The sequence below is a fragment of the Actinophytocola sp. genome, assembly GCF_035634895.1.
In the GTDB taxonomy this organism is placed as follows: Bacteria; Actinomycetota; Actinomycetes; order Mycobacteriales; family Pseudonocardiaceae; genus Actinophytocola.
Genome location: NZ_DASQCC010000106.1, coordinates 62,843 through 83,568 on the forward strand (window position 1 = coordinate 62,843; position 20,726 = coordinate 83,568).

Here is a 20,726-nt window from a genome sequence, read left to right on the forward strand (position 1 = left end):
GGGGGCGGGCCGCTGCTCTCTCACACCGTGGTCAGGACCCGCTCCCCGGTGACCTCGGCGGCCGGCCGGGGCTTGTTGCGCAGCGCGACCATGCCGCCCACCGCGAAGACGGCCAGGATGACCGCGGCGATGCCGGCGACCGTGTGCAGCCCGCTCGTGAACGCATCGCGTGCGGCGTCCAGCAGTGCCGGGTCACCGGCGTTCACCGCGCCCGTCATGCTGTCCCGGACCCCGGCCGGCGCGCCGGCCGGCAGCTTGTCGCGGTAGACGGCCGTGCCGATGCTGCCGAACAACGCGATCCCCGTGGCGATGCCGAACTCGGCGCTGGTCTCGGACATCGCCGACGCGGCGCCGGCCCTGCCGGGCGGCACGGAGCCGATGACCATCTCCGTGCCCAGCACGCCCTGCGGGCCCATGCCGAACGCGGCGATCGACAGGCCGAGCACCACCAGCCCGACCCCGTTGCCGTCGTCGATCCGCGTGAACAGCACCAGCCCGACCGCGGCGAAGAGCATGCCGAACCCGAGCACGAACTCCGGCCGGAACCGCTTGGCCAACCGAGGCGCGATCAGCGAGCCGGTCACCACGGCGCCGGCCTGGGGGACCAGCGCGATCCCGGCCTGTGCCGTCGTGAGGCCCGCGACCAGCTGCAGGTACTGGCTGATCAGCAGGAACACGCCACCCATGGTGATCGCGCCGACCAGCGTGATGCACAGGGCCGCGGCGAACGTCCGGTTGCGGAACAGGGCCAGGTCCAGCATCGGGTGCGCCAGCCGCCGCTGCCGTCGCGCGAACGCGACGCCGATGCCGGTACCGGCCAGCAGCACGCCGGCCATCCCCGGCGACACGCCGTCCTTGGCGATCTCCTTGAGCGCGAACACGACCGGCAGGATGGCGCCCAGCGAGAGCGCGACGCTCGCGAGGTCGAGCCGGCCGGCGTGCTCGTCGCGATACTCCGGCAGCAGCTTCGGCGCGGTGACCAGCAGCAACACCATGACCGGCACGCCGAGCAGGAACACCGAGCCCCACCAGGCGACGGACAGCAGCAGCCCGCCGACGACCGGCCCGATCACCATGCCGCCCATGAAGCAGCTCATCCAGACGGCGATCGCGGTGCCGCGCTGACGCGGGTCGCGGAACATGTTGCTGATCAGCGCCAGGGTGGAGGGCATGAGCGTCGCCCCGGCGGCTCCGAGTACCGCCCGCGCCCCGATCAGCATGGCCGGGCTGGTCGCGAACGCCGCCATGACCGAGGCGAGGCCGAACGCCGCGCCGCCGGCCATCAGCAGCCTGCGGCGCCCGACGCGGTCGCCCAGGGTGCCCATCGTGACCAGGAAGCCCGCGATCATGAACCCGTAGATGTCGATGATCCAGAGCAGTTCGGTGCCGCTGGGCCGCAGGTCGGCCGCGAGGTGCGGCACGGCGAGGTGCAGCGCGCTCATGTCCAGCGAGAGCAGCAACGTCGGCAGGGCGAGCACCGCGAGCCCGATCCACTCGCGGCGCCCGGCCGGTGATGCCGTCCTGGTCGTCTCCGTGTTCATCGCCCTTGTCCTTCGCTCGTTCGTGGCCTGTCATCACCACGTCGAACCGGGACGGCCCACCTCGACATCTCCGGCGAAGAAACTTTCCTCGCGCCCGGCGACGGGGCGCACGGATCGCTGTAACGGCCCGGAGCGTATCGTCGTGACGTGATAGTGGACGACGAGCGGGAGCGCCGCCTGCGGTTCGACTCCGGCGCGACGTGGCTGGACCTCGTGGCCACCGTCGGGTTCGCGCACACGGCGACCCCGCTGGAACGGCTGTACGACCTCGACCGCCTGCGTGAGTGGCTTGCCGGCGAGGACCTCCTGCCCACCGACGACCTCACCGCCGCGGATCTCGGCCTCGTCACGGCTCTCCGGCGGACGCTGCGTGTGCTCGCCGAGGCGGCCGTCGGCTCGGCCGCGCCGCCGAAGAAGGCGCTCGACCAGCTCAACGCGGTTCTCGCCGACGACGTGCCGGTCGCGGTGCGGGTCAACAGGGCCGGCGCGCTGACCGTGCGCCGGCCCGCGACCGTTCGTGAGGCGCTGGCCCGTGTCGCCCGGCAGGCGGCCGAGCAGCTCGCCGGCCCGGTCGCGGCCACGCTGCGCACCTGTGCCGACCACGACTGCTCGATGGTCTTCATCGACCCGAACGGCCGGCGGCGCTGGTGCTCGGCCGAGACCTGCGGCGTGCGAAACCGGGTCCGCGCACATCGTGAGCGGCAGCGGTCCATGTAACGGTCTGGACTGTTACAGTGGTGCGGTAACCAGCTGACCCGTTACAGGGAGAGCGATGGCGCAGCACCGCGACCGTCTGCTCCCGGCGGCCTTCGTCGTCGTGTGGAGCAGCGGGTACCTCGCCGGCACCGTCGGCGCGCACAGTGGTCCGCCGCTCGCGTTGCTGTTCTGGCGGTTCCTCCTGGCGTTCGTCGTGCTGTGCGTCCTCGCCGTCGTCACGCGCGCGCCGTGGCCCACGCGGCCACGCACCTACCTGCACCTGCTGGTCACGGGCTTCCTGCTGCAGACTGTCCAGTTCGGACCGCTCTACCTCGGACTCGGCATGGGGGTCACGGCCGGCGTGGCCGCGATGATCATGAGTGCCTGCCCGCTCGTCGTCGCCGCCGCGGCCGTGCCGCTGTTCGGCGAGCGGCTGACCGGCCGGCAGTGGGTCGGACTCACGGTCGGACTGGCCGGGGTGGTGATCTCCTTGAGCGACAGGTTGAACGGCGGCGGCTCCCTCGCCGGCTACGCGCTCACCGGGCTCGCGTTGCTGGGGTTCGCGGCCGGCACGCTGTACCAGAAGCGGTTCGGCGGCTCGGTCGACCTGCGCACGGGCACGACCGTGCAGCTCGTGGCCGGCATGATCACCACGCTCCCGCTCGCGGCGGTGCACGGCGGTGTGCTGCTGCCGATGACCACGCCGGCCATCGGCTCCACGGTGTGGCTGGCACTGGTCAACTCGATCGGTGGGTTCACCATGCTGTTCCTGTTGCTGCGCCACCGTTCCGGCGGCGCGGCGACGAGCGTGCTCTACCTCGTGCCGCCGGTGACCGCCCTGCTCGCGCCGGTCGTACTGGACCAGACCACTTCGATGACCGTCTTCATCGGCATGGCAGTGTCCGGCGCCGGCGTGCTCATGACCGTGCTGACCAGGCGGGTGCCGTCAGGAAAGCGCTTACTCTCCGTGTTTCGGTTGGGCCGATCGGGTGTGGCGCTTGACAGCACGGCGCGGCAGGGTGTGCGATTCGATGGATAGGAAGACTGTCTAACCATTCGTACGTCCCCAGCAGGCCGCCCCGACGCATGCTCCAGGAGCAGTGGAGCGTTCGAGAGGAGACCCTCACGTGCGTGTCCGAAGGCTTTCCCTGATGCTGCCCGCCGTGCTCGCGGCGGCGCTCGCGCAACCGACCCTCGCCGCCGAGCCGAAGGCGGCCACCGCCACCAGGCCGAGGACGCCACGATCCCACGTCGACAGCGGCGGACCGGATCCCCATGTTCGTCACCGAGTTCGGCACGCAGACCTAGTGTCCGGCGCCGGAGATCAGGCAACTGATTCGGCGGCCCAGCTTCTTGATCACCACATTTCCGGCGCGGGACACCAGGCCCGTACACGGGCACGTCACCGCTGAAGTCTGCGGGCGTGTGGGTCCGCGCCAGGATCAACACCCGGACGACTTCCCGACTGGTTAGACAGCCGGAAAGACCCGACCTTCCAACGGGGGCACAAGCGCCGCAGTCCCAGCCCGGCGGGGCCGCGGCGCGCCTCGCGTGTATGTGGAAAGCGCTTGCTTCAACGAAAAAAGATCCGGCGATTGACCGGTTCAGAACCTTGATGAGCCCTGGTGCTCGCGAGTAACGTCTGGAATCGGAGCATATACATCCGATGTCTATGGCTCTGGGAGGCGGCAATGATGCGGCGTCGGCTTGGCGGAACTCCGGCTGTTCTGGTGGCGATCCTCGTTGTTGCCGCCTCTCTTCTCGCGGTCCCCGCGAGCGCTGAGCTGGAGCATCCGCGCCAGCGGTTCCTCCGTGACGCGCAGGCGGGGCTCTTCATCCACTGGGGCCTGCGCACCTCGCCGGCGCACACCGGTTGCGGCACCTGGGAAAGCGACGTCACGAACGGCGGCTGGAACGCCCGGTACTGGGTGGACGAGGCGAAGAAGCTGCACGCGCAGTACATCGTGCTCGCCACGTTCCACAGCCGGCTCGGCTACGCCCGGCCCTGGCCGTCCGCGATTCCCGGCAGCTGCCACACGAAACGCGACTTCCTCGGCGAGCTGGTCGACGCGACCGACGCCGCCGGCATGCGCACGATCCTCTACATGACCGACGATCCCCAGTGGTGGAACGAGGGTCTGCCCTCCGGGCAGAGCTGGCTCGACTCCGCCGCCTACTCCGACTACAAGGGCCACGACGTCGACCTGCACACCCGCGACGGCTTCGGCGAGTTCGGCTACGACAACTTCGTCGAGGTCATGCGGCGCTACCCGAACCTGTCCGGGTTCTGGATCGACAACGACAACGCCTACTGGGAGAGCCACGGGCTCTACGAGCGGATCCGGCAGGACCGTCCCAACTGGACGCTGAGCAACAACAACGAGGACACGCCGATCATGGACATGATCAGCAATGAGCAGAAGACCGGCATGTCCCCGTCCTACGACTACCCGCAGGCCGTCTACACGGCCGCGCCACGGCTGATCGAGGCCGACTACAAGCTGCCGGTCAGCGGCGCCTGGTGGTACGACGGCTCGAACCCGTCGGTCGACCAGCACCTCACGCTCGGCCGGTACGTCGCCAACGCCGGCTCGTCGATCAAGTCGCTGATGGCCGAGACCGCCCAGGTGAACGGCCGTTTCCCCAGCAACCAGGAGGCGTTCAACGACTTCGCGAACACCTACCTGGACGCGATCTGGGGCTCGATCGGCGGCACCGAGGGCGGCGGATACTCCTTCGGCGGCCTCAAGCCGGGCTTCTGGAACGACGGCGCGCACGGCGTGACCACGGTCAGCAGGACCGATCCTGACCTGCACTTCGTCCACGTGGTGACGAAACCGTCGGGCAGCACACTCCGCCTGCGGGACAACGGCTACCGGGTCACGGGTGTGACGAACTTCCGCACCGGTGCGCGGGTCCAGTTCACCCAGGCGGCCGGCTACCTGACGCTCACCGGAGTGTCCACCTGGGACCAGTACGACACTGTGTTCCGGGTGACCACGGCCGGCCGGCAGGGCATCCACACCGGCGTGACGATGAGCGCGAGCACCTCGGCGAGTGGCCATGCCGCGTCGGCCGCGGCGGACGGCGACTACCGGACGTTCTGGGACAGCGACAAGACCACCCCCGTGTCGCTGCGGTTCGACCTCGGGTCGGCGAAGCCCGTCCGGTACCTCGGGATCAACCAGCGGGAGGACTCGGTCGCCTACGCCCGCTCGGACACCGAGCAGTCCGCGCGGATCAAGGGGTACCGCGTCTATGTGAGCACGAACGGCACCGACTGGGGCAGCCCGATCGTGTCGGGAACGCTGCCCGGCCACCGCGGCGTGGCGTTCATCGACCTCCCGGTCACGACGACCAGGCACGTGCGGCTGGAGGTCGTGAGCACCTACGCCGCGTCCAGTGACAGCACGCGGTACAAGCGGCTGCGTGTCGACGAGGCGTGGGTCGGCGGCGAGTATCCGGGCGGTGGCGGTGGATCGGCCGGTGCCGAGGCCGAGTCGGCCGCACTGTCCGGCAGGGCCGTGGGCGCGGCATGCGCCGGTTGCTCCGGCGGCGCCAAGGTGCGTTTCATCGGCAACGGCACGGCCAACTACGTCACGTTCACGGTGCGGTCCGCGGTGGCCGCTACTCGCCAGCTCACCCTCGACTACACGGTGGACGGAGGCCGCTCGTTCTTTGTGAGCGTCAACGGTGCCGCGGCAACCGAGATCCCGGTGTCCGGCACGAGCTGGGACACCCCGGCCAGCCGCACGATCAGCGTCACCCTGGCCGCGGGCGTCAACACCATCAGGTTCTTCAACGACGGCGCGAACGCGCCGGACCTGGACAGGATCACCGTCAACCAGTCCCTGTGAGGAGCGGTGCAATGAGACGTCTGACAAGAGCGGCCTCGGTACTGGCGCTGGCCGTCGGTGTGCTCGTGGTCGCGCCCGGCGCCGCCGGCGCGGCCGGCACGTTCAACGTGCGCGACTACGGCGCGACCGGCAGCGGGTCGAGCAACGACACTCCGGCCATCCAGAAGGCGATCGACGCGGCGAGCTCGGCCGGCGGCGGGACGGTGCTGTTCCCGTCGGGTACCTACCAGTCCCGCAACACGATCCACATGCGTAGTGACATCACGCTCCAACTGAACTCCGGCGCCACCCTCAAGGGCGCGGGCAACGACGACTACGACGACGCCGAGGACAACCCCAACGACGACTTCCAGGACTACGGTCACAGCCACTTCCGCGACGCGATGATCTACGGGGACCGGCTCAGTCACATCGCGTTCGTCGGCGAGGGCGTCATCGACGGCGGCGGCAACCTGATCACCGGCAACCCCGGCGACGGCGAGGCCGACAAGATCATCTCGTTGACCCGGTGCGACGGCCTGACCGTCGGCGACGGACTGACCCTGCGCCGCGGCGGTCACTTCGCGATGCTGACCAACGGGTGCACCAACGTCACCTCCGACCGGCTGCGCATCGACACGGCGAGCGACCGGGACGGCTGGAACGTCATCAGCACCACCAACGTGCACATCACGAACGCGAACATCGCCGCGAACGACGACGCGCTCGCGTTCAAGAGCGACTACGCGCTGGGCGCCAAGCTGCCGAACGGCAACGTGACGGTCCACGACTCGCACCTGTCCGCGAAGTGCTGCAACGCGTTGATGTTCGGCTCGGAGACGTGCGGCGACTTCACCGGCTACGACTTCGGCCGGATCACCATCGACGGCTCCGACAAGTCCGGCCTCGGCATGGTCTCGATGGACGGCGCGGTCATCTCCGACGTGCACTACAAGGACATCACGATGACGAACGTCCGCGCGGCGATCACGCAGAAGATCGGCACACGACGGCGATGCGGCAACAGTCCCGGGATCGGCCGGATCCACGACATCACCTACGAGAACATCACCTCGTCCGGCCAGGACGACAACAACTTCACGGCGACGCTGTGGGGAGAGTCCGGGGCGAACGACAAGATCAGCGACGTGACGTTCACCAACGTCGACCTGACCGTGCCCGGCGGGAGCGGCTCGGTGTCGACGGGCGTGCCGAGCAACGACCCGAACGACTACAACCCGAAGAGCATCGGCACCCGGCCGGCCTACGGCTGGTACATCCGCAACGCCAGCGACATCCGGTTCAACGGCGGCTCGGTGCGCTTCGCGGACAGCGACGCCCGGCCCGCTGTGATCGTCAACAACAGCACCGGCGTGAGGTTCGACCCGTTCGTCGCGGAACGCGGCTCGGCGTCGGCGGACCTGCTGTTCCAGAACGTCGGCGGCTACTGCGTGCGCGACGGCGTCAACACGACCGGCGGCGCGCTGCGGGTGAGCCAGACGGGTTCGACGGAGTCGTGCGGGTCGCAACCCCCGCCGACGGGCCGGTTCGAGGCGGAGGCGGGGTTGTGCCATGGCACGATCGACGCCAACCACGCGGGCTTCTCCGGTACCGGCTTCTGCAACACCACCAACGCGGTCGGCAGCGCGGAGGAGTGGACGGTCCACCGCGACGCGGCCGGCACCGCGACGCTGGTGTTCGGCTTCGCCAACGGAACGGCGGCCACCCGGCCGATGGACGTGAGCGTCGACGGAACGGCGGTGGGCACCCTCGCCTTCGGCGCGACCGGGGCGTGGACGACGTGGCGGACCGCGTCGGTCCAGGTGCCCGTGCACGCCGGCGACAACACGGTGCGCATCACGGCGAGCACGGCGGCCGGCGGTCCCAACGTGGACTACGTGGACGTGGCGTGATGTTCCGCCGACTCCTCACCGGAGCCCTCGCTGGGATCGTCCTGGCCGGCGTGGTCGCGGTGGTGGCGCACCCCACGCCGGCCAGGGCACTGGAGAACGGGCTCGCGCGTACGCCGCCGATGGGCTTCAACAACTGGAACTTCACCCACTGCGACAGTGGTTTCAACGAGACCACCATCAAGGCCGTCGCCGACGCGTTCGTCGCGAAAGGACTCCGCGACGCCGGCTACACCTACGTCAACATCGACGACTGCTGGGCGCTGCCGCAACGCGACGGGCAGGGTGACCTCGTCCCCGACCCGGCCCGCTTTCCCAGCGGTGTCAAGGCGCTCGCCGACTACGTGCACGCGCGTGGGATGAGGTTCGGCATCTACACCAGTGCCGGCACCAAGACATGCAACACCGCGGGCTTCCCCGGTGGCCTCGGCCACGAGCAGCAGGACGCCGACCTGTTCGCGAGCTGGGGCGTCGACTACCTCAAGTACGACAACTGCAACAACCAGGGCGTCGACGCGGTCCAGCGCTACACGGCCATGCGTGACGCGCTCGCGGCGACCGGCAGGCCCATGGTGTTCAGCATTTGCGAGTGGGGCCGGAGCACGCCGAAGGTCTGGACCTGGGGCGCCGGCACGGGCAACCTGTGGCGCACCACCGGAGACATCAGCGACAACTGGTCGAGCATGATCTCCCGCGTCCACACCAACGACGACCTCGCTCAGTACGCGGGGCCCGGCCACTGGAACGACCCGGACATGCTCGAGGTCGGCAACGGCGGCATGACCGACACCGAGTACCGCACGCACTTCGGCCTGTGGGCCATGATGTCCGCGCCGCTGCTCGTCGGCAGCGACCTCCGCGACGCCTCGGCGGCGACGCTGAACATCCTCCGCAACACCGATCTCATCGCGGTCGACCAGGACCCGCTGGGCCAGCAGGCGACGATCGTGTCGGCCGGCGGCGGTCTGGTCGTCTACCGCAAGGCACTGTCCAACGGGGACCTCGCGGTCGCGCTCCTCAACGAGACGGGCTCGACCGCGACCGTCGGCACCACGACCGCCGCCATCGGCGTGTCCGGCGGCGCCTCGCTGAAAGACCTGTGGAGCAAGCAGGTGCGCACGACCGACGGCGCGATCAGCGCCTCGGTGCCGTCCCACGGCACCGTCGTCTACCGCGTCACCCCGGCCGGTGCGAGCGGCCCGCCGTCCGGCACGAGTCAGCTCTCGGACCGCCCCATGCTGTCCTCGACCAACGGCTGGGGTCCCGTCGAGCTGGACCGCAGCGTGAACGCCCAGGCCGCCGGCGACGGGCGCACGCTGACCATCGGGGGCGCCACGTTCGCCAAGGGCCTCGGCGCGCACGCACCGAGCAGCGTCACTTACCACCTCGGCCGGCGATGTAGTGCGTTCATGGCGGACGTCGGCGTGGACGACGAGGTCACGGCCGGGAAGGTCGTCTTCCAGGTCTGGCTGGACGGGGTGAAGGCCGCGGACAGCGGCTACGTCACCGGCGGTCAGGCCGCGAAACGCCTGACCGCCGACCTGACCGGCGCCACCACGCTGCTGCTCGCGGCGACCGACGGCGGTGACGGCATCGGCTCCGACCACGCCGACTGGGCGAACCCGCGGATCACGTGTCCCGGCTCTGCCACCACGACGGTCGAGGCCGAGGCGGCCGGCAACACGTTCGCCGGGCAGGCCGCTTCGACCCCGTGCGCGGCGTGCTCCGGTGGTGCGAAGGTCCGCTTCATCGGCAACGGCACCGCGAACTCGGTCACCATCCCGGTCACCGCGACGGCGGCGGGCAACCGGCAGCTGACCATCCAGTACACGGTGGACGGCACCCGGTCGTTCTTCGTGAGCGTGAACGGCGGCACGGCAACCGAGGTGGCCCTGTCCGGCACGAGCTGGGCGACGCCCGTGACCGGCACGGCGACCGTCACGCTCGCCGCCGGGAGCAACACCCTCAGGTTCTTCAACGACCTCGGCTGGGCGCCGGATCTCGATGTGATCGCTATCGGTTAGGGAGGAGTCATGATGAGACGTCGAGGTCCCACGGGATCATGGCGAAGGGTGCTGACGTCGGTCGCCGCTTTCGCGCTGGTGCCGACGGTCCTGTCGGTCACCCGTCCGGCCGCCGCGGCACCGACCCGCTACGAGGCGGAGAGCGCGACCGTCTCGCAGGGTGTCGTGGAGGCCAACCACGCCGGCTTCAGCGGCACGGGCTTCGTGAACCTGGACAACGTCGTGGGCAGCTCCGTCGAGTTCGGTGTCAACGCGCCCACCGCCGGCAACGGCACGCTGGTCATCCGGTTCGCCAACGGCACCACCGTCGACCGCCCGATGGACATCGCGGTCAACGGCTCGACGGTCGTCGCCGCGCAGTCGTTTCCCGGCACCGGTGCCTGGACCACCTGGCAGACCGTCACGATCGCGACGCCGCTGAGATCCGGCGCCAACACGGTCCGCGCCACCTCGACCTCCGCGAACGGCGGCCCCAACCTCGACGCACTGGACGTCGAGGTCGCGGCCACCGTCGACTACCAGGCCGAGAACGCCACCATCTCGCAGGGAGTCGTGGAGGCCAACCACGCCGGCTACACCGGCACCGGCTTCGTGAACATGGACAACGTCGTCGGCAGCTCCGTCCAGTTCACCGTCGACGCCCAGGCCGCCGGCCCGGCGAGCCTCACCCTCCGGTACGCCAACGGCACGACCGCCGACCGGCCGATGGACATCGCGGTCAACGGCGCGGTCGTCGCCGCGGGCCGGTCGTTCCCGGGCACCGGCGACTGGACGGCCTGGGACGAGGACACGCTCAACGCCACGCTGGCGGCCGGCGCCAACACGGTCCGCGTCAGCTCGACGACCGCCAACGGCGGCCCCAACCTCGACGTGCTGCGGGTCGGCGCGCCGGCCGACACCGAACACCCGACAGCGCCGGGACAACCCGCGTGCGGTGACATCGGCTACGACTCGCTGACCCTGTCCTGGCCCGCGTCGACCGACAACGTCGCCGTGGTCGCCTACGACATCTTCTTCCTGGGCCAGAAGGTCGCGGAGGCGCCGCGGTCGCCGTTCCGCGTGACCGGCCTGCGGCCGAACACCGAGTACCGCTTCTCGGTGTTCGGCCGCGACGCCGCCGGCAATGAGTCCGACTCGAGCCCGGAGGTCGTGTGCACGACGACCGCCGACCCCGGCGACCCGACGCCGCCGTCCACCCCGGGCAGGCCGGCGGTGTCGGCCATCGGCCAGACGGGCGCGACGGTCAGCTGGGCCGCGTCGACCGACAACCGCGGCGTGGTCCGCTACGACATCGCCACCGACAGCGCGGTGCTCGACTCGGTCACCGGCACCCCGCCCGCGACGACCAGGGCCGTGACCGGACTGGCCTGCAACACCTCCTACACCGTGCACATCGTGGCGAAGGACGCGGCGGGCAACGTGTCGCCGTCGAGCCAGGCGACCGGCTTCACCACCTCCGCGTGCGACGGCGGGAACAACCCGGGCACCCCGACCCAGGTGTCGAGCGGCTGGTCCATCCCGTGGGACCTGTCGTGGGCGCCGGACGGCACGTTCGGGCTGGCCACCGAGCGCGACACGTTCAAGGTCTTCCGGATCAACAAGAACGGGAGCGGCAGGACGCAGGTCGGCACCGTGCCGAACAGCCAGACCACCGACGGCGAGGGCGGCCTGATGGGCGTCGCGTTCTCCCCGACGTGGAACGGCACGACCGACCAGGAGGTGTTCTTCATGCACACCGCCAGTGAGGGCAACCGGATCGCGCGGATGAGCTTCAACGGCTCGACGCTGTCCGGCTACACCGCGATCGTCACTGGCATCCGCAAGAGCCGCTACCACAACGGCGGCCGCATCCGGTTCGGCCCGGACGGCTACCTGTACGCCACGGCCGGCGACTCGCAGCAGAGCGATCTCGCGCAGGACCGGGACTCCCTCAACGGCAAGATCCTGCGGGTCACCAGGACCGGCGAGCCCGCGCCGGGGAACCCGTTCGGCACCAGGATCTACAGCTACGGGCACCGCAACCCGCAGGGCCTGGCATGGGACTCCTCGGGACGGCTGTGGTCCTCCGAGCTCGGCAACTCCGCGCAGGACGAGCTGAACCTGATCCAACCGGGCAGGAACTACGGCTGGCCGACCTGTGAAGGCTCGTGCAGCGTGTCCGGCATGACCAACCCGAAGCGGACGTGGTCGGTGGCGGAGGCGTCGCCGAGCGGTCTCGCGTACGCGGGCGGGGCGCTGTTCATGTGCGCGCTGCGTGGCGAGCGGCTGTGGCGGATCGTGCTGAACGGCGAGAACGTGAGCACGGTCAGCTCGCACTACAACGGCACGTACGGCCGGCTGCGCGCGGTGGTGAAGGTGCCCGGTGAGAACGCGATCTGGTTCGGCACCACCAACGCGGACAACAACGGCGGCGGCGGGAGTGGGTCCGACGGGTTCTACCGGGTGAACCTGGGCTGACACTCCACAGTGGACCTCGGGGGTGCCCGTGTCGCCCGCCGCGGCACCCCCGAGCCGCCCCGCTGGTCCGTCCCGCGCCGGCCGAGGGGCGAGCGGTCACAATGGTGCGGTGATCGAGTTCCTGGTGATGTCGTTCAACCTGCGACGCGGGTCGGGGAGGTCGTGGCAGAGGCGCAGGCCGGTGGTGGCGGAGCTGCTCCGCCGTGAGCGGCCTGTGCTCCTTGGCACGCAGGAGGGGCTGCACGGCCAGGTGACGGACCTCCACGACGATCTGCCGGACCGGTACGACTGGATCGGTGTCGGCCGGGGCGGGGGCACTCGTGACGAGTTCATGGCCGTCTTCTACGACACGCGGCGCCTGGCGCCGGTGGCGTCCGGTCACTTCTGGCTGTCCGACACACCGGAGGTGGTCGCGTCGAGGTCGTGGGGCAACCGGGTGGTCCGGATGGCCACCTGGGTGCGGTTCTCGGATCTGGCCACCGGCAAGGAGTTCGTGGCCGTCAACACGCACTTCGACCACGAGTCCGAGGAGTCCCGGCAGCGGAGTGCCGCGCTGGTGCGCGACCGGGTCGACGGGTTCGCTCCCCTGCCGGTGGTGTTGACGGGTGACTTCAACACTCCCGCCGGGTCTGCCTCCCACGAGATCCTCGTGGGTGCCGGGCTCGTCGACACCTGGGCCGCCACGGACGCGCGGACACCGCTGTACGCGACCTTTCACGGGTACGGGCCGCTGGTGGCAGACGGGATCCGGATCGACTGGATCCTGACGCGCGGGTTGGACGTGCGGGCGGCCGGGATCAACACCTTCTCCCTGGACGGGCAGTTCCCCTCCGACCATCTGCCCGTCCAGGCGTTGGTCGCGATCTGAGCCGCCAACCGGCGACGATCGACGTTGTCAAGAAGTACAAGACTGCACTTCGTGCCGAATCGCGTGCAGGCTGTTCCGCGTGAGTGAAATCGCCGCTGAGCAGGACCACGTGAACGTTCTCTACGCCCGCCTCGACGCGTTGCGGGAGGAGGCGGCCGCCGCGCTCGCCCGTGGGCACGCGGAGGACGTGTGGCGGGCGGAGCTGGCGCGGCTGGCGGCGGTCGAGGACGGTCTCTGCTTCGGCCGGTTGGACCTGGCCGGTGGCCAGCGGGTCTACATCGGACGGCTCGGGCTGTTCGAGGACGACGACGAGCCCCTGCTGGTGGACTGGCGCGCACCCGTGGCCAGGCCGTTCTACACCGCGACCGCCGCCGAGCCGGGCGCGGTCGTGCGCAGGCGGCGGATCACCACTCGCGGCAGGACCGTCGTCGCGCTGGACGACGAGCTGCTCGACCCGGACGCGCCGAGCGACGGCCTGGTCGGCGAGGCCGCGCTGCTCGCGGCGGTGACGGCCGAGCGGACCGGGCGGATGCGGGACATCGTCACGACCCTGCAGGCCGAGCAGGACCGGATCATCCGGGACGAGGCGCAGGGCGTGCTCGTCGTGCAGGGCGGGCCGGGCACGGGCAAGACGGCCGTCGCGCTCCACCGGGTCGCCTACCTGCTGTACACGCACGAGCACCTGCGGACCCGCGGCGTGCTCGTCATCGGCCCCAGCCACGTGTTCCTCGACTACATCGGCCAGGTGCTGCCCGGGCTCGGCGAGAACCGGGTGGTGACGGCGACCGTGCCGGACCTCGTGCCCGGCGTGCGGGTCAGCCGGGAAAGCTCACCCGAGGAAGCCGCGCGCAAGGGCCGTGCCGACATGGCGCCCATGTTGGCCGAGGCGGTGCGTGCCGCCGTGCGCGTGCCCAGCGGGCCGGTGGAGGTCGAGTTCGAGCAGCAGGTCCTGCGGCTGGACTCGTCGACGGTCCGCTGGGCGGTGCGGAGGGCCAGGGAGACCGGGCTCCCGCACAACCACGCGCGGCTCGTCTTCCAGCGGGAGCTCGTGGGCACGCTCACCAGGGAGCTGGTCGACCGGATGGAGGCGGTCGTCCTCACCGAGACCGGCGAGGCACTCGACGGCGGCAGCGCCGACGGCAGGCTCGGCGACGCGGACGTGCGTGCCCTGGAGGCCGCGGGGGTGGTGCTCGGACCGGAGGAGAACGACGGGCCGCGGGTGATGCTCGACGAGGTGGACCGGGAGGCCCTGCGGACGGCACTGCTCGGCGACGCCGGCGTCCAGGACGTGCTCGACGAGCTGTGGCCGCCGCTCGCGCCGACGGAGGTGGTCGAGGGGCCGTGGAGTGCCGAGGACATCCCGCTGCTGGACGAGGTCGCCGCGCTGGTCGGGGAGAGCGTGCCGGTGTTCGGGCACGTGGTGGTCGACGAGGCGCAGGAGCTGTCCGAGATGGGCTGGCGGATGCTGGTGCGCCGCTGCCCCACCCGGTCGATGACCGTCGTCGGCGACCTGGCGCAGACCGGCAGCGCGGCGGGTGCGGCGTCGTGGAAGCGGGTGCCGCGGCCGCACCGGCTCGCCCAGCTGACCGTCAACTACCGCACACCCGCGGAGATCATGGCGGTCGCGGCGGAGCTACTCGCCAGGCACCACCCCTCGCTGCGGCCGCCGCGGTCGGTGCGGACGAGCGGGCACGCCCCGTGGCGCCTGCGCACGGCGGACCTGGCCGGCGCGCTCGCGGACCTTGTCGACGCGCACACCGAGGGCCAGCTGGCGATCATCGCGCCGGAGGTCGACGAGCTCGCGACCGCGTTGTCGCTGCCGATGCCGCCGGACCTGACCGGCAAGGTGGTGCTGCTGACCCCGGCCGAGGCGAAGGGCCTGGAGTTCGACGTCGTCGTGGTCGCGGATCCCGCGAGCATCCTCGTCGCCGGCCCGCACGGGCCCAACGATCTCTACGTGGCGATGACCAGGGCCACGCAGCGGTTGGGGGTGGTGCACGTGGGTGCCCCGCCCGCGGAGCTGGCGAGCCTTACAGTCCGCTGAGAAACTGGACCAACCCGACACTTTTCACCCGCCCGTGCGCGTTCAGATGGGTGGAGGTGTCGGAATGAGTGCCGTCGGAACCCTGCTGGGCTACCTGTTGACGCTGTTCGTGCTGCTGATGATCGCGAGGATGATCCTCGACTGGGTCGGGGTGCTGGGGTCGAGCCCGCCGTGGGTCCGCCGGGCCCGCCGGCTCACCCATGTGGGCACCGAGCCGGTGCTCGCCCCCGTCCGGCGGCTGGTGCCGCCGATCCGCGCCGGCGGGATCGGCATCGACCTGGCGTTCACCCTGGTCTTCATCGCCGCGATCATCCTGCGGCAGGTCGCGTTCAGCCTGTGACGCTCACAACCCGCGCGCGGCCTTGACCCTGCGCCAGCCGCCGGCCCGGTTGTTGGCGATGATGTGCTCGAACAGGCGGGTGAGCGCGGGCACATTGACCGGCTCGCCCTCGTAATAGGAGATCATTCGCGCGGTCTTGTTGTCGTGCCCGCCGGTGATGACGCCCTCCGGGTCGGGGACGATGCCGCCGTCGTAGAGGAACACGTTCACGTGGTCCTTCGCGGCCAGCAGGGCGCAGACGTTGCCCCGCAGCACGAAGTACGGCTGGACGGTCCGCTTGATCGTCTCGACGACCTCCGGGTCGGCGGCATGCACGATGTCCCGCACCTGTCGGCAGATCTCCTGCTGCCAGCCCGGCAGCCGCTCGATGTAGGCGTCGACCCTCGGGTCCTTCTCGTACGTCATCGCGACCTCCTGGCGCCGCGCACCGGCGATCAAGTGCCCTGGCCGGCTCTCCGCCATGCCGAACGGGAACGCCACCACGGCACCGGCACGGCCACCGCCCGGCCGCGACCGAGACGGCTTGGTCAGCACTGCGCGACGTACTCGACGCCCGGGGCGAACTGCCGCCACTGGTCCCCGTCGAGCGAGGAAAGCCGGCCGCACACGTCCGCGAGCGCGCTCGCCGGATCGATGTCCCACCTTGTGACCAGGCCGTTCGGGCCGGTGCCCACCAGGTCGTGCCCGCCGACGAACCTGATGGCCTGCACCGAGCCCTGGTCGTGCAGCGCCGCGTACACGCTGCGGTCCGCCACGTTCCACACCAGCGGCACGCCGTCCCACCCGGCCGACGCCAACCGCCTGCCGTCGGGCGAGAACGACAGCGTGATCGGCCGGTCGGTGTGCTCGACGAGCGGCACGCTGACCGGCAGGTGCCGGTCCAGATCCCACAGCCGCACGGTGTTGTCCCACCCGGCCGACGCGAGCAGGTTCCCGTGCGGCTGGAACGCGACGCTCTGCACCCCGTCGACGTGTCCCTTGAACGGGCCGCCGATCTGCCTGCCGCCCGCCACGTCCCACAGCCGCACCTCGCCGCCCAGCGTGCCGGCCGCGAGCCGGTCACCACTCTGGCTGAACGCCAGGCTCCACACCAGGCGCCCCTTGCCGGACCGCCACAGCTCGCGTGCGCCCGCGCCGGAGAAGGACAGGCTCACGAGCGACAGCCTTCCACGGTCGACGTCCCCGCCCCGCGTGGAGCTGACGGCGAGCGTCCGGCCGTCCGGGCTGAACGCCACGGCGACGGCGTCCAGGTTGCCGAACCTGGCGACCTCGGTGCCGTCGGCCTGCCAGACCGCGAGCCCGTCGTCGCACGGCGCCGCGATGCGGGTGCCGTCCCGGCTGAACACCGGCGCGCCGGCGGACGGGCACCTCAGCACCCGCTCCCGCAGGCGTCGCGCCACGTCCCACACGGTCACCGTGCCGGCCTCCTGGCTCGCGAACGCGACCAGCCGGCCGTCCAGGCTGATGTCGGCGGTCTCGGCCTTCCCGGCCGCCACCGGCAGCTCCGGGCGCCACAGCACCACGTCGCCGTCGCCGCTCGCCACCGCGAGCCGGCTGCTGTCCGGGCTGAACGCGATCCGGAACGTGTCGTCGTCGCTGGCCCGCATCGGCTCGCCGATCTGCTGGCCGGTCGCGAGGTACCACAGCCGCACCGTGCGGTCCGAGCTCGCCGACGCGAGCACCTGGCCGCCGTGCCCGAACGCGAGGTCGGCGACGGTGTCCGTGTGTCCCGTCAGCAGGCTGCCGACCCGCTCGCCCGTCGCGAGGTCCCAGCGGCCGATGGCCGTGCCGAGCCGGCACGCGACCACGTTCCGGTCCGGGTCGTACGCGACGAACTGGCAGACCTTGCCGCCGGTCACGATCGTGCGGACGAGGGTCTGGTCGGCGGCGCGCCAGACCCGGATCGTGCCGTCCAGGCCGCCGCCGATCACCTCCTGGCCGTCCTTGGTGAACACGACCGAGGTGACGATGTCCTCGGCGCCGAGGAGCGGCCCGCCGAGCTGCCTGCCGGTCGCGGTGTTCCACAGCCGCGGTGTGCCGTTGGTGGTGACGACGCGGCGGCCGTCGGGGCTGTACGCGACGCCGACCACCGGCGCGCCGTGGTCGATCCGCCGTGTCACCGCGCCGGTGGCAACCCTTACCAGGTACAGGCGCTCGTCGGTGCTCGCCACGGCGAGCTCCCTGCCGTTCGGTGAGAAGGCGACGGTGTTGACGGCATCGCGCGCGGTGAACAGCACCCTGCCGCGCCGGGTGGACAGGTCCCACAGCCGGACCGTGTGGTCGACGCCGCCGCTCGCGAGGAACCTGCCGTCCGGGCTGAACGCGACCGTCTGGACCGGGCCGTCGTGCCCGTGCAGGACGGTGTCGAGCCGCTGGTTGGGCGCGGCCAGCAACGCCTCCCGCGCCTGCCTGGTCGGCGCGCGGCGCCAGGCCGCGGCGGCGAGCAGCTGCGACTGCTCCGGCCAGGTGTCGACGTACTGGTCGGACAGCGTGGCGAGGCGCCGGGACTCGGCGTCGGCGAGCCGGTCGTCGGACACCCGCGCCTGGTAGTAGGCGACCGCCGAGGCGGCCAGCGACGCGACCAGCAGCACCGCCAGCGCGGCGACCACGGCCCGCAGCCGGCGGGTCGACCGCCGCTGTGCACGTTCGCCCGCCCTGAGGAAGTCGCGTTGCGGCGGGGTGAGCACGTGCGTGCCGGCCCACTCCAGTGCGGCCTGCAGGCGGGTGCCCCGGTACAGGTCGCCGCGCTCGCGGCCGCTGTCCACCCAGTTGGTGACGGCCTCGTCGAGTCGTTGCCGCAGCAGCAGGTCGGCACGCTCCGCGTCCACCCACGCCCGCAGCCGCGGCCACGCGACCAGCAACGCGTCGTGCGAGAGCCGCACGCCCTCGTCGTCCACGCTCACCAGCCGCGCGTCCACTAGCGCGGGCAGGACGTGCTCGTCCAGCTCGGCACGGGCCGCGAGCCGCCGGACCAGGCCGCCGTCGGGCAGCACCCGCACGAGCCGCAGCAGGGTGGCACGCATGGCCGCCGCGCCGTAGGGGGTCAGCTGCCCGTACAGCTGGTCGGCGGTGACCGCGACGGCCCGGTCGACGCCGCCGGTCGCCTGGTAGCCACGCAGCGTCAGCACGTTGCCCCGACGGTTCTGCCAGGTGGCGCGGAGCGCGTGCGCGAGCCGGGGCAGCGGGTTCTCGGCCAGCCCGTCGCGGGCGCCGACGTCGCTGATCAGCCGCTCCACCAGGCCGTCCTCGACGACCAGGCCGGCCTGCTCGGCGGGCAGCGTGATCACCTGCCGCAGCTGTTCGCTACCCAGGGGACCGACCACGAACGGCGTGTCCAGCGAGGCACGCAACGGCTCCAGCGCGATGCAGTCCGGCACGAAGTCCGCCCGCACGGACAGGATGACGAGCGCGGGCCAGGCATGTGCGAGCGCCGTGACGAACGCGAGCCGCTCCCGTGGGTCCGCGCCGTCGGTGAACAGCTGCTCGAACTGGTCGACCACGAGGACCAACCGCGCCCCGTCCTCGGCCACCCGCTCCGCGGCGATCCGGCACACCCCGAACGGTGTTGGACTGCCTCGCTCCGCTCGGCGGCTCGCGGGCCTGTACCCGGCGTCTTCCCTCCCTGCGCTGCTCGGCGCGGGTCGCTTCGCTCCCGGGCGCCTCCGCTGCTCGGTCGGTCCAGACGCCGGCGGCCCGCTCGCGGCTCTATCCGTACGGATCGACGCGGCGATGGTCGCCGGGTCGACGTGGATCACCCCGGCGAGCCGCGCGGCGAGCGTGTCCACCGGGCGGTCGCCCGGGGTGAGCACGACGCGCGGCCACTTCGTCTCCGCCGCCCTGTCCAGGGCGGGGAGGAGCCCGGCGACCAGCAGCGAGGACTTGCCGGTGCCGGAGGCGCCGACCACGACCAGCGGGCCGCCGGTCGACAGCTGACCGGACAGCCGCACCAGCAGGTCGGTGACCTCCGGGTCCCGGCCGTGGAACCAGGCCGCGTCGCCCGTGCCGAAGCTGCGCAGTCCCGGGTACGGGCAGAGGTCGGTGCCGGTCCCCGGCCTGTCGTGTGCGGACGCGGCGACGATCGCACGCATGATGACCTGCTGACCGGGCAGGGCCGGATCGCCCTGCGGGACCGGCATCGTCCGCTGCGTGGGCTGGGTCATCGCCGCCCCGGCCGCCGCCATGAGCTGGCCCGCGGTGCCGAAGCGGCGGTGCGGGTCCTTGTCCATGCCGGTGGCCACGACGAGGTCCAGTGCGGGTGGGATGCGCGGGTCGAACACCGACGGGGCCGGCGGCGTCGAGTTGAGCTGTGCGGCGAGCTTCGCGGCCGGCCCGGCGCCCGGGAACGGGACCCTGCCGGTCAGGCACTCGTAGAGCACGCAGGTCAGCGAGTACACGTCGGCGGTGCCGGTGACGTCGAGGCCGCGCAGCTGTTCCGGCGCGATGTAGTCCAGTGAGCCGACGTAGCCGCCGGTCACCGTCATCCTGGTGGCCTCGGGGTCCAGCGGGTGGGCGATGCCGAAGTCGGTGAGGTAGGCGGTGCCGTCCTCGCCGAGCAGTATGTTGGCGGGCTTGACATCCCGGTGCACGATGCCGTTGGCGTGTGCGGTGTCGAGCGCGTCGGCGGCCTGCGTGAGGATGTCGACGGCGCGCGCCGGGTCCAGCCGCCCGCCGGCGAGCAGGCGCCTGAGGTCGGTGCCGTCGACCAGCCGCATCGCGAGGTAGACCCGGCCGTCGTCGTCACCGGCGTCCAGCAGCTCGACGATGTGCGGGCCGGCGAGGTCGGCGACGACCCGCGCCTCGCGCCGCATCCGGTCGGCGTGGTGCCGGTCGGCCGCCGCCGGCAGCACCTTGACCGCGACGACCCGCCCGTCGGCCGTGTCCACCGCGCGGTAGACCTCGCCCATCCCGCCCCTGCCGAGCAGGCTTTCGAGCCGGTACCGCCCGGCAAGCAGCGTCACGGCGCCAGCGTACTGGGGGAGGGATGTCCCTCGATCGTGGAACGTTCCCTTT

11 protein-coding genes and 1 pseudogene are annotated in these 20,726 nt (G+C 71.4%); 9 read left to right on the top strand and 3 right to left on the bottom strand.

The genetic code is table 11. The features are described 5' to 3' along the window. Nucleotides 1-20: 20 nt before the first annotated feature. Nucleotides 21-1,541, bottom strand: a complete 1,521-nt coding sequence (locus VET29_RS15145; protein WP_324920414.1) for an MFS transporter — start codon at nt 1,539-1,541, stop codon at nt 21-23. A 147-nt stretch (nt 1,542-1,688) separates the two neighbouring features. Here VET29_RS15145 and VET29_RS15150 point away from each other — a divergent pair, with 147 nt between their 5' ends. The 9 genes and pseudogenes from VET29_RS15150 (at nt 1,689) to VET29_RS15195 (ending at nt 15,716) form a co-directional block, all read left to right on the top strand. Further along, nucleotides 1,689-2,258: a CGNR zinc finger domain-containing protein gene (locus VET29_RS15150; protein WP_324920416.1), complete on the top strand. Its 570-nt coding sequence runs from the start codon at nt 1,689-1,691 to the stop codon at nt 2,256-2,258. 55 nt (nt 2,259-2,313) lie between these two features. Beyond that, nucleotides 2,314-3,276, top strand: a complete 963-nt coding sequence (locus VET29_RS15155; RefSeq protein ID WP_324920418.1) for a DMT family transporter — start codon at nt 2,314-2,316, stop codon at nt 3,274-3,276. A gap of 691 nt (nt 3,277-3,967) precedes the next feature. Further along, nucleotides 3,968-6,094, top strand: coding sequence for a discoidin domain-containing protein (locus VET29_RS15160; protein WP_414636502.1), 2,127 nt, complete (start codon nt 3,968-3,970; stop codon nt 6,092-6,094). A gap of 11 nt (nt 6,095-6,105) precedes the next feature. Then, nucleotides 6,106-7,986 carry a glycosyl hydrolase family 28 protein gene (locus VET29_RS15165; protein WP_324920421.1) on the top strand — a complete coding sequence of 627 codons (1,881 nt, stop codon included), beginning with the start codon at nt 6,106-6,108 and terminating at the stop codon, nt 7,984-7,986. Next, a pseudogene (locus VET29_RS15170) lies at nt 7,986-9,623 on the top strand (NPCBM/NEW2 domain-containing protein); the annotation flags it as partial. The gene VET29_RS15165 and the pseudogene VET29_RS15170, both read left to right, overlap by 1 nt. Before the next feature lie 393 nt (nt 9,624-10,016). Beyond that, the gene (locus VET29_RS15180) at nt 10,017-12,464 is read left to right on the top strand and encodes a PQQ-dependent sugar dehydrogenase (RefSeq protein WP_324920423.1); all 2,448 of its coding nucleotides are present in this window, start codon (nt 10,017-10,019) and stop codon (nt 12,462-12,464) included. 109 nt (nt 12,465-12,573) lie between these two features. Continuing rightward, complete coding sequence (locus VET29_RS15185) at nt 12,574-13,332, top strand: endonuclease/exonuclease/phosphatase family protein (protein ID WP_324920425.1); 759 nt, start codon at nt 12,574-12,576, stop codon at nt 13,330-13,332. A 79-nt stretch (nt 13,333-13,411) separates the two neighbouring features. Next, nucleotides 13,412-15,376: a HelD family protein gene (locus VET29_RS15190; RefSeq protein ID WP_324920427.1), complete on the top strand. Its 1,965-nt coding sequence runs from the start codon at nt 13,412-13,414 to the stop codon at nt 15,374-15,376. A 64-nt stretch (nt 15,377-15,440) separates the two neighbouring features. Then, nucleotides 15,441-15,716, top strand: coding sequence for a YggT family protein (locus VET29_RS15195; RefSeq protein WP_324920429.1), 276 nt, complete (start codon nt 15,441-15,443; stop codon nt 15,714-15,716). A gap of 3 nt (nt 15,717-15,719) precedes the next feature. On the opposite strand, the gene VET29_RS15200 is transcribed toward VET29_RS15195, so the two are convergent. Continuing rightward, the gene (locus tag VET29_RS15200) at nt 15,720-16,121 is read right to left on the bottom strand and encodes a DUF1801 domain-containing protein (RefSeq protein WP_324920431.1); all 402 of its coding nucleotides are present in this window, start codon (nt 16,119-16,121) and stop codon (nt 15,720-15,722) included. A gap of 122 nt (nt 16,122-16,243) precedes the next feature. Continuing rightward, nucleotides 16,244-20,674, bottom strand: a complete 4,431-nt coding sequence (locus tag VET29_RS15205) for a protein kinase domain-containing protein (RefSeq protein WP_324920433.1) — start codon at nt 20,672-20,674, stop codon at nt 16,244-16,246. Nucleotides 20,675-20,726: the final 52 nt, after the last annotated feature.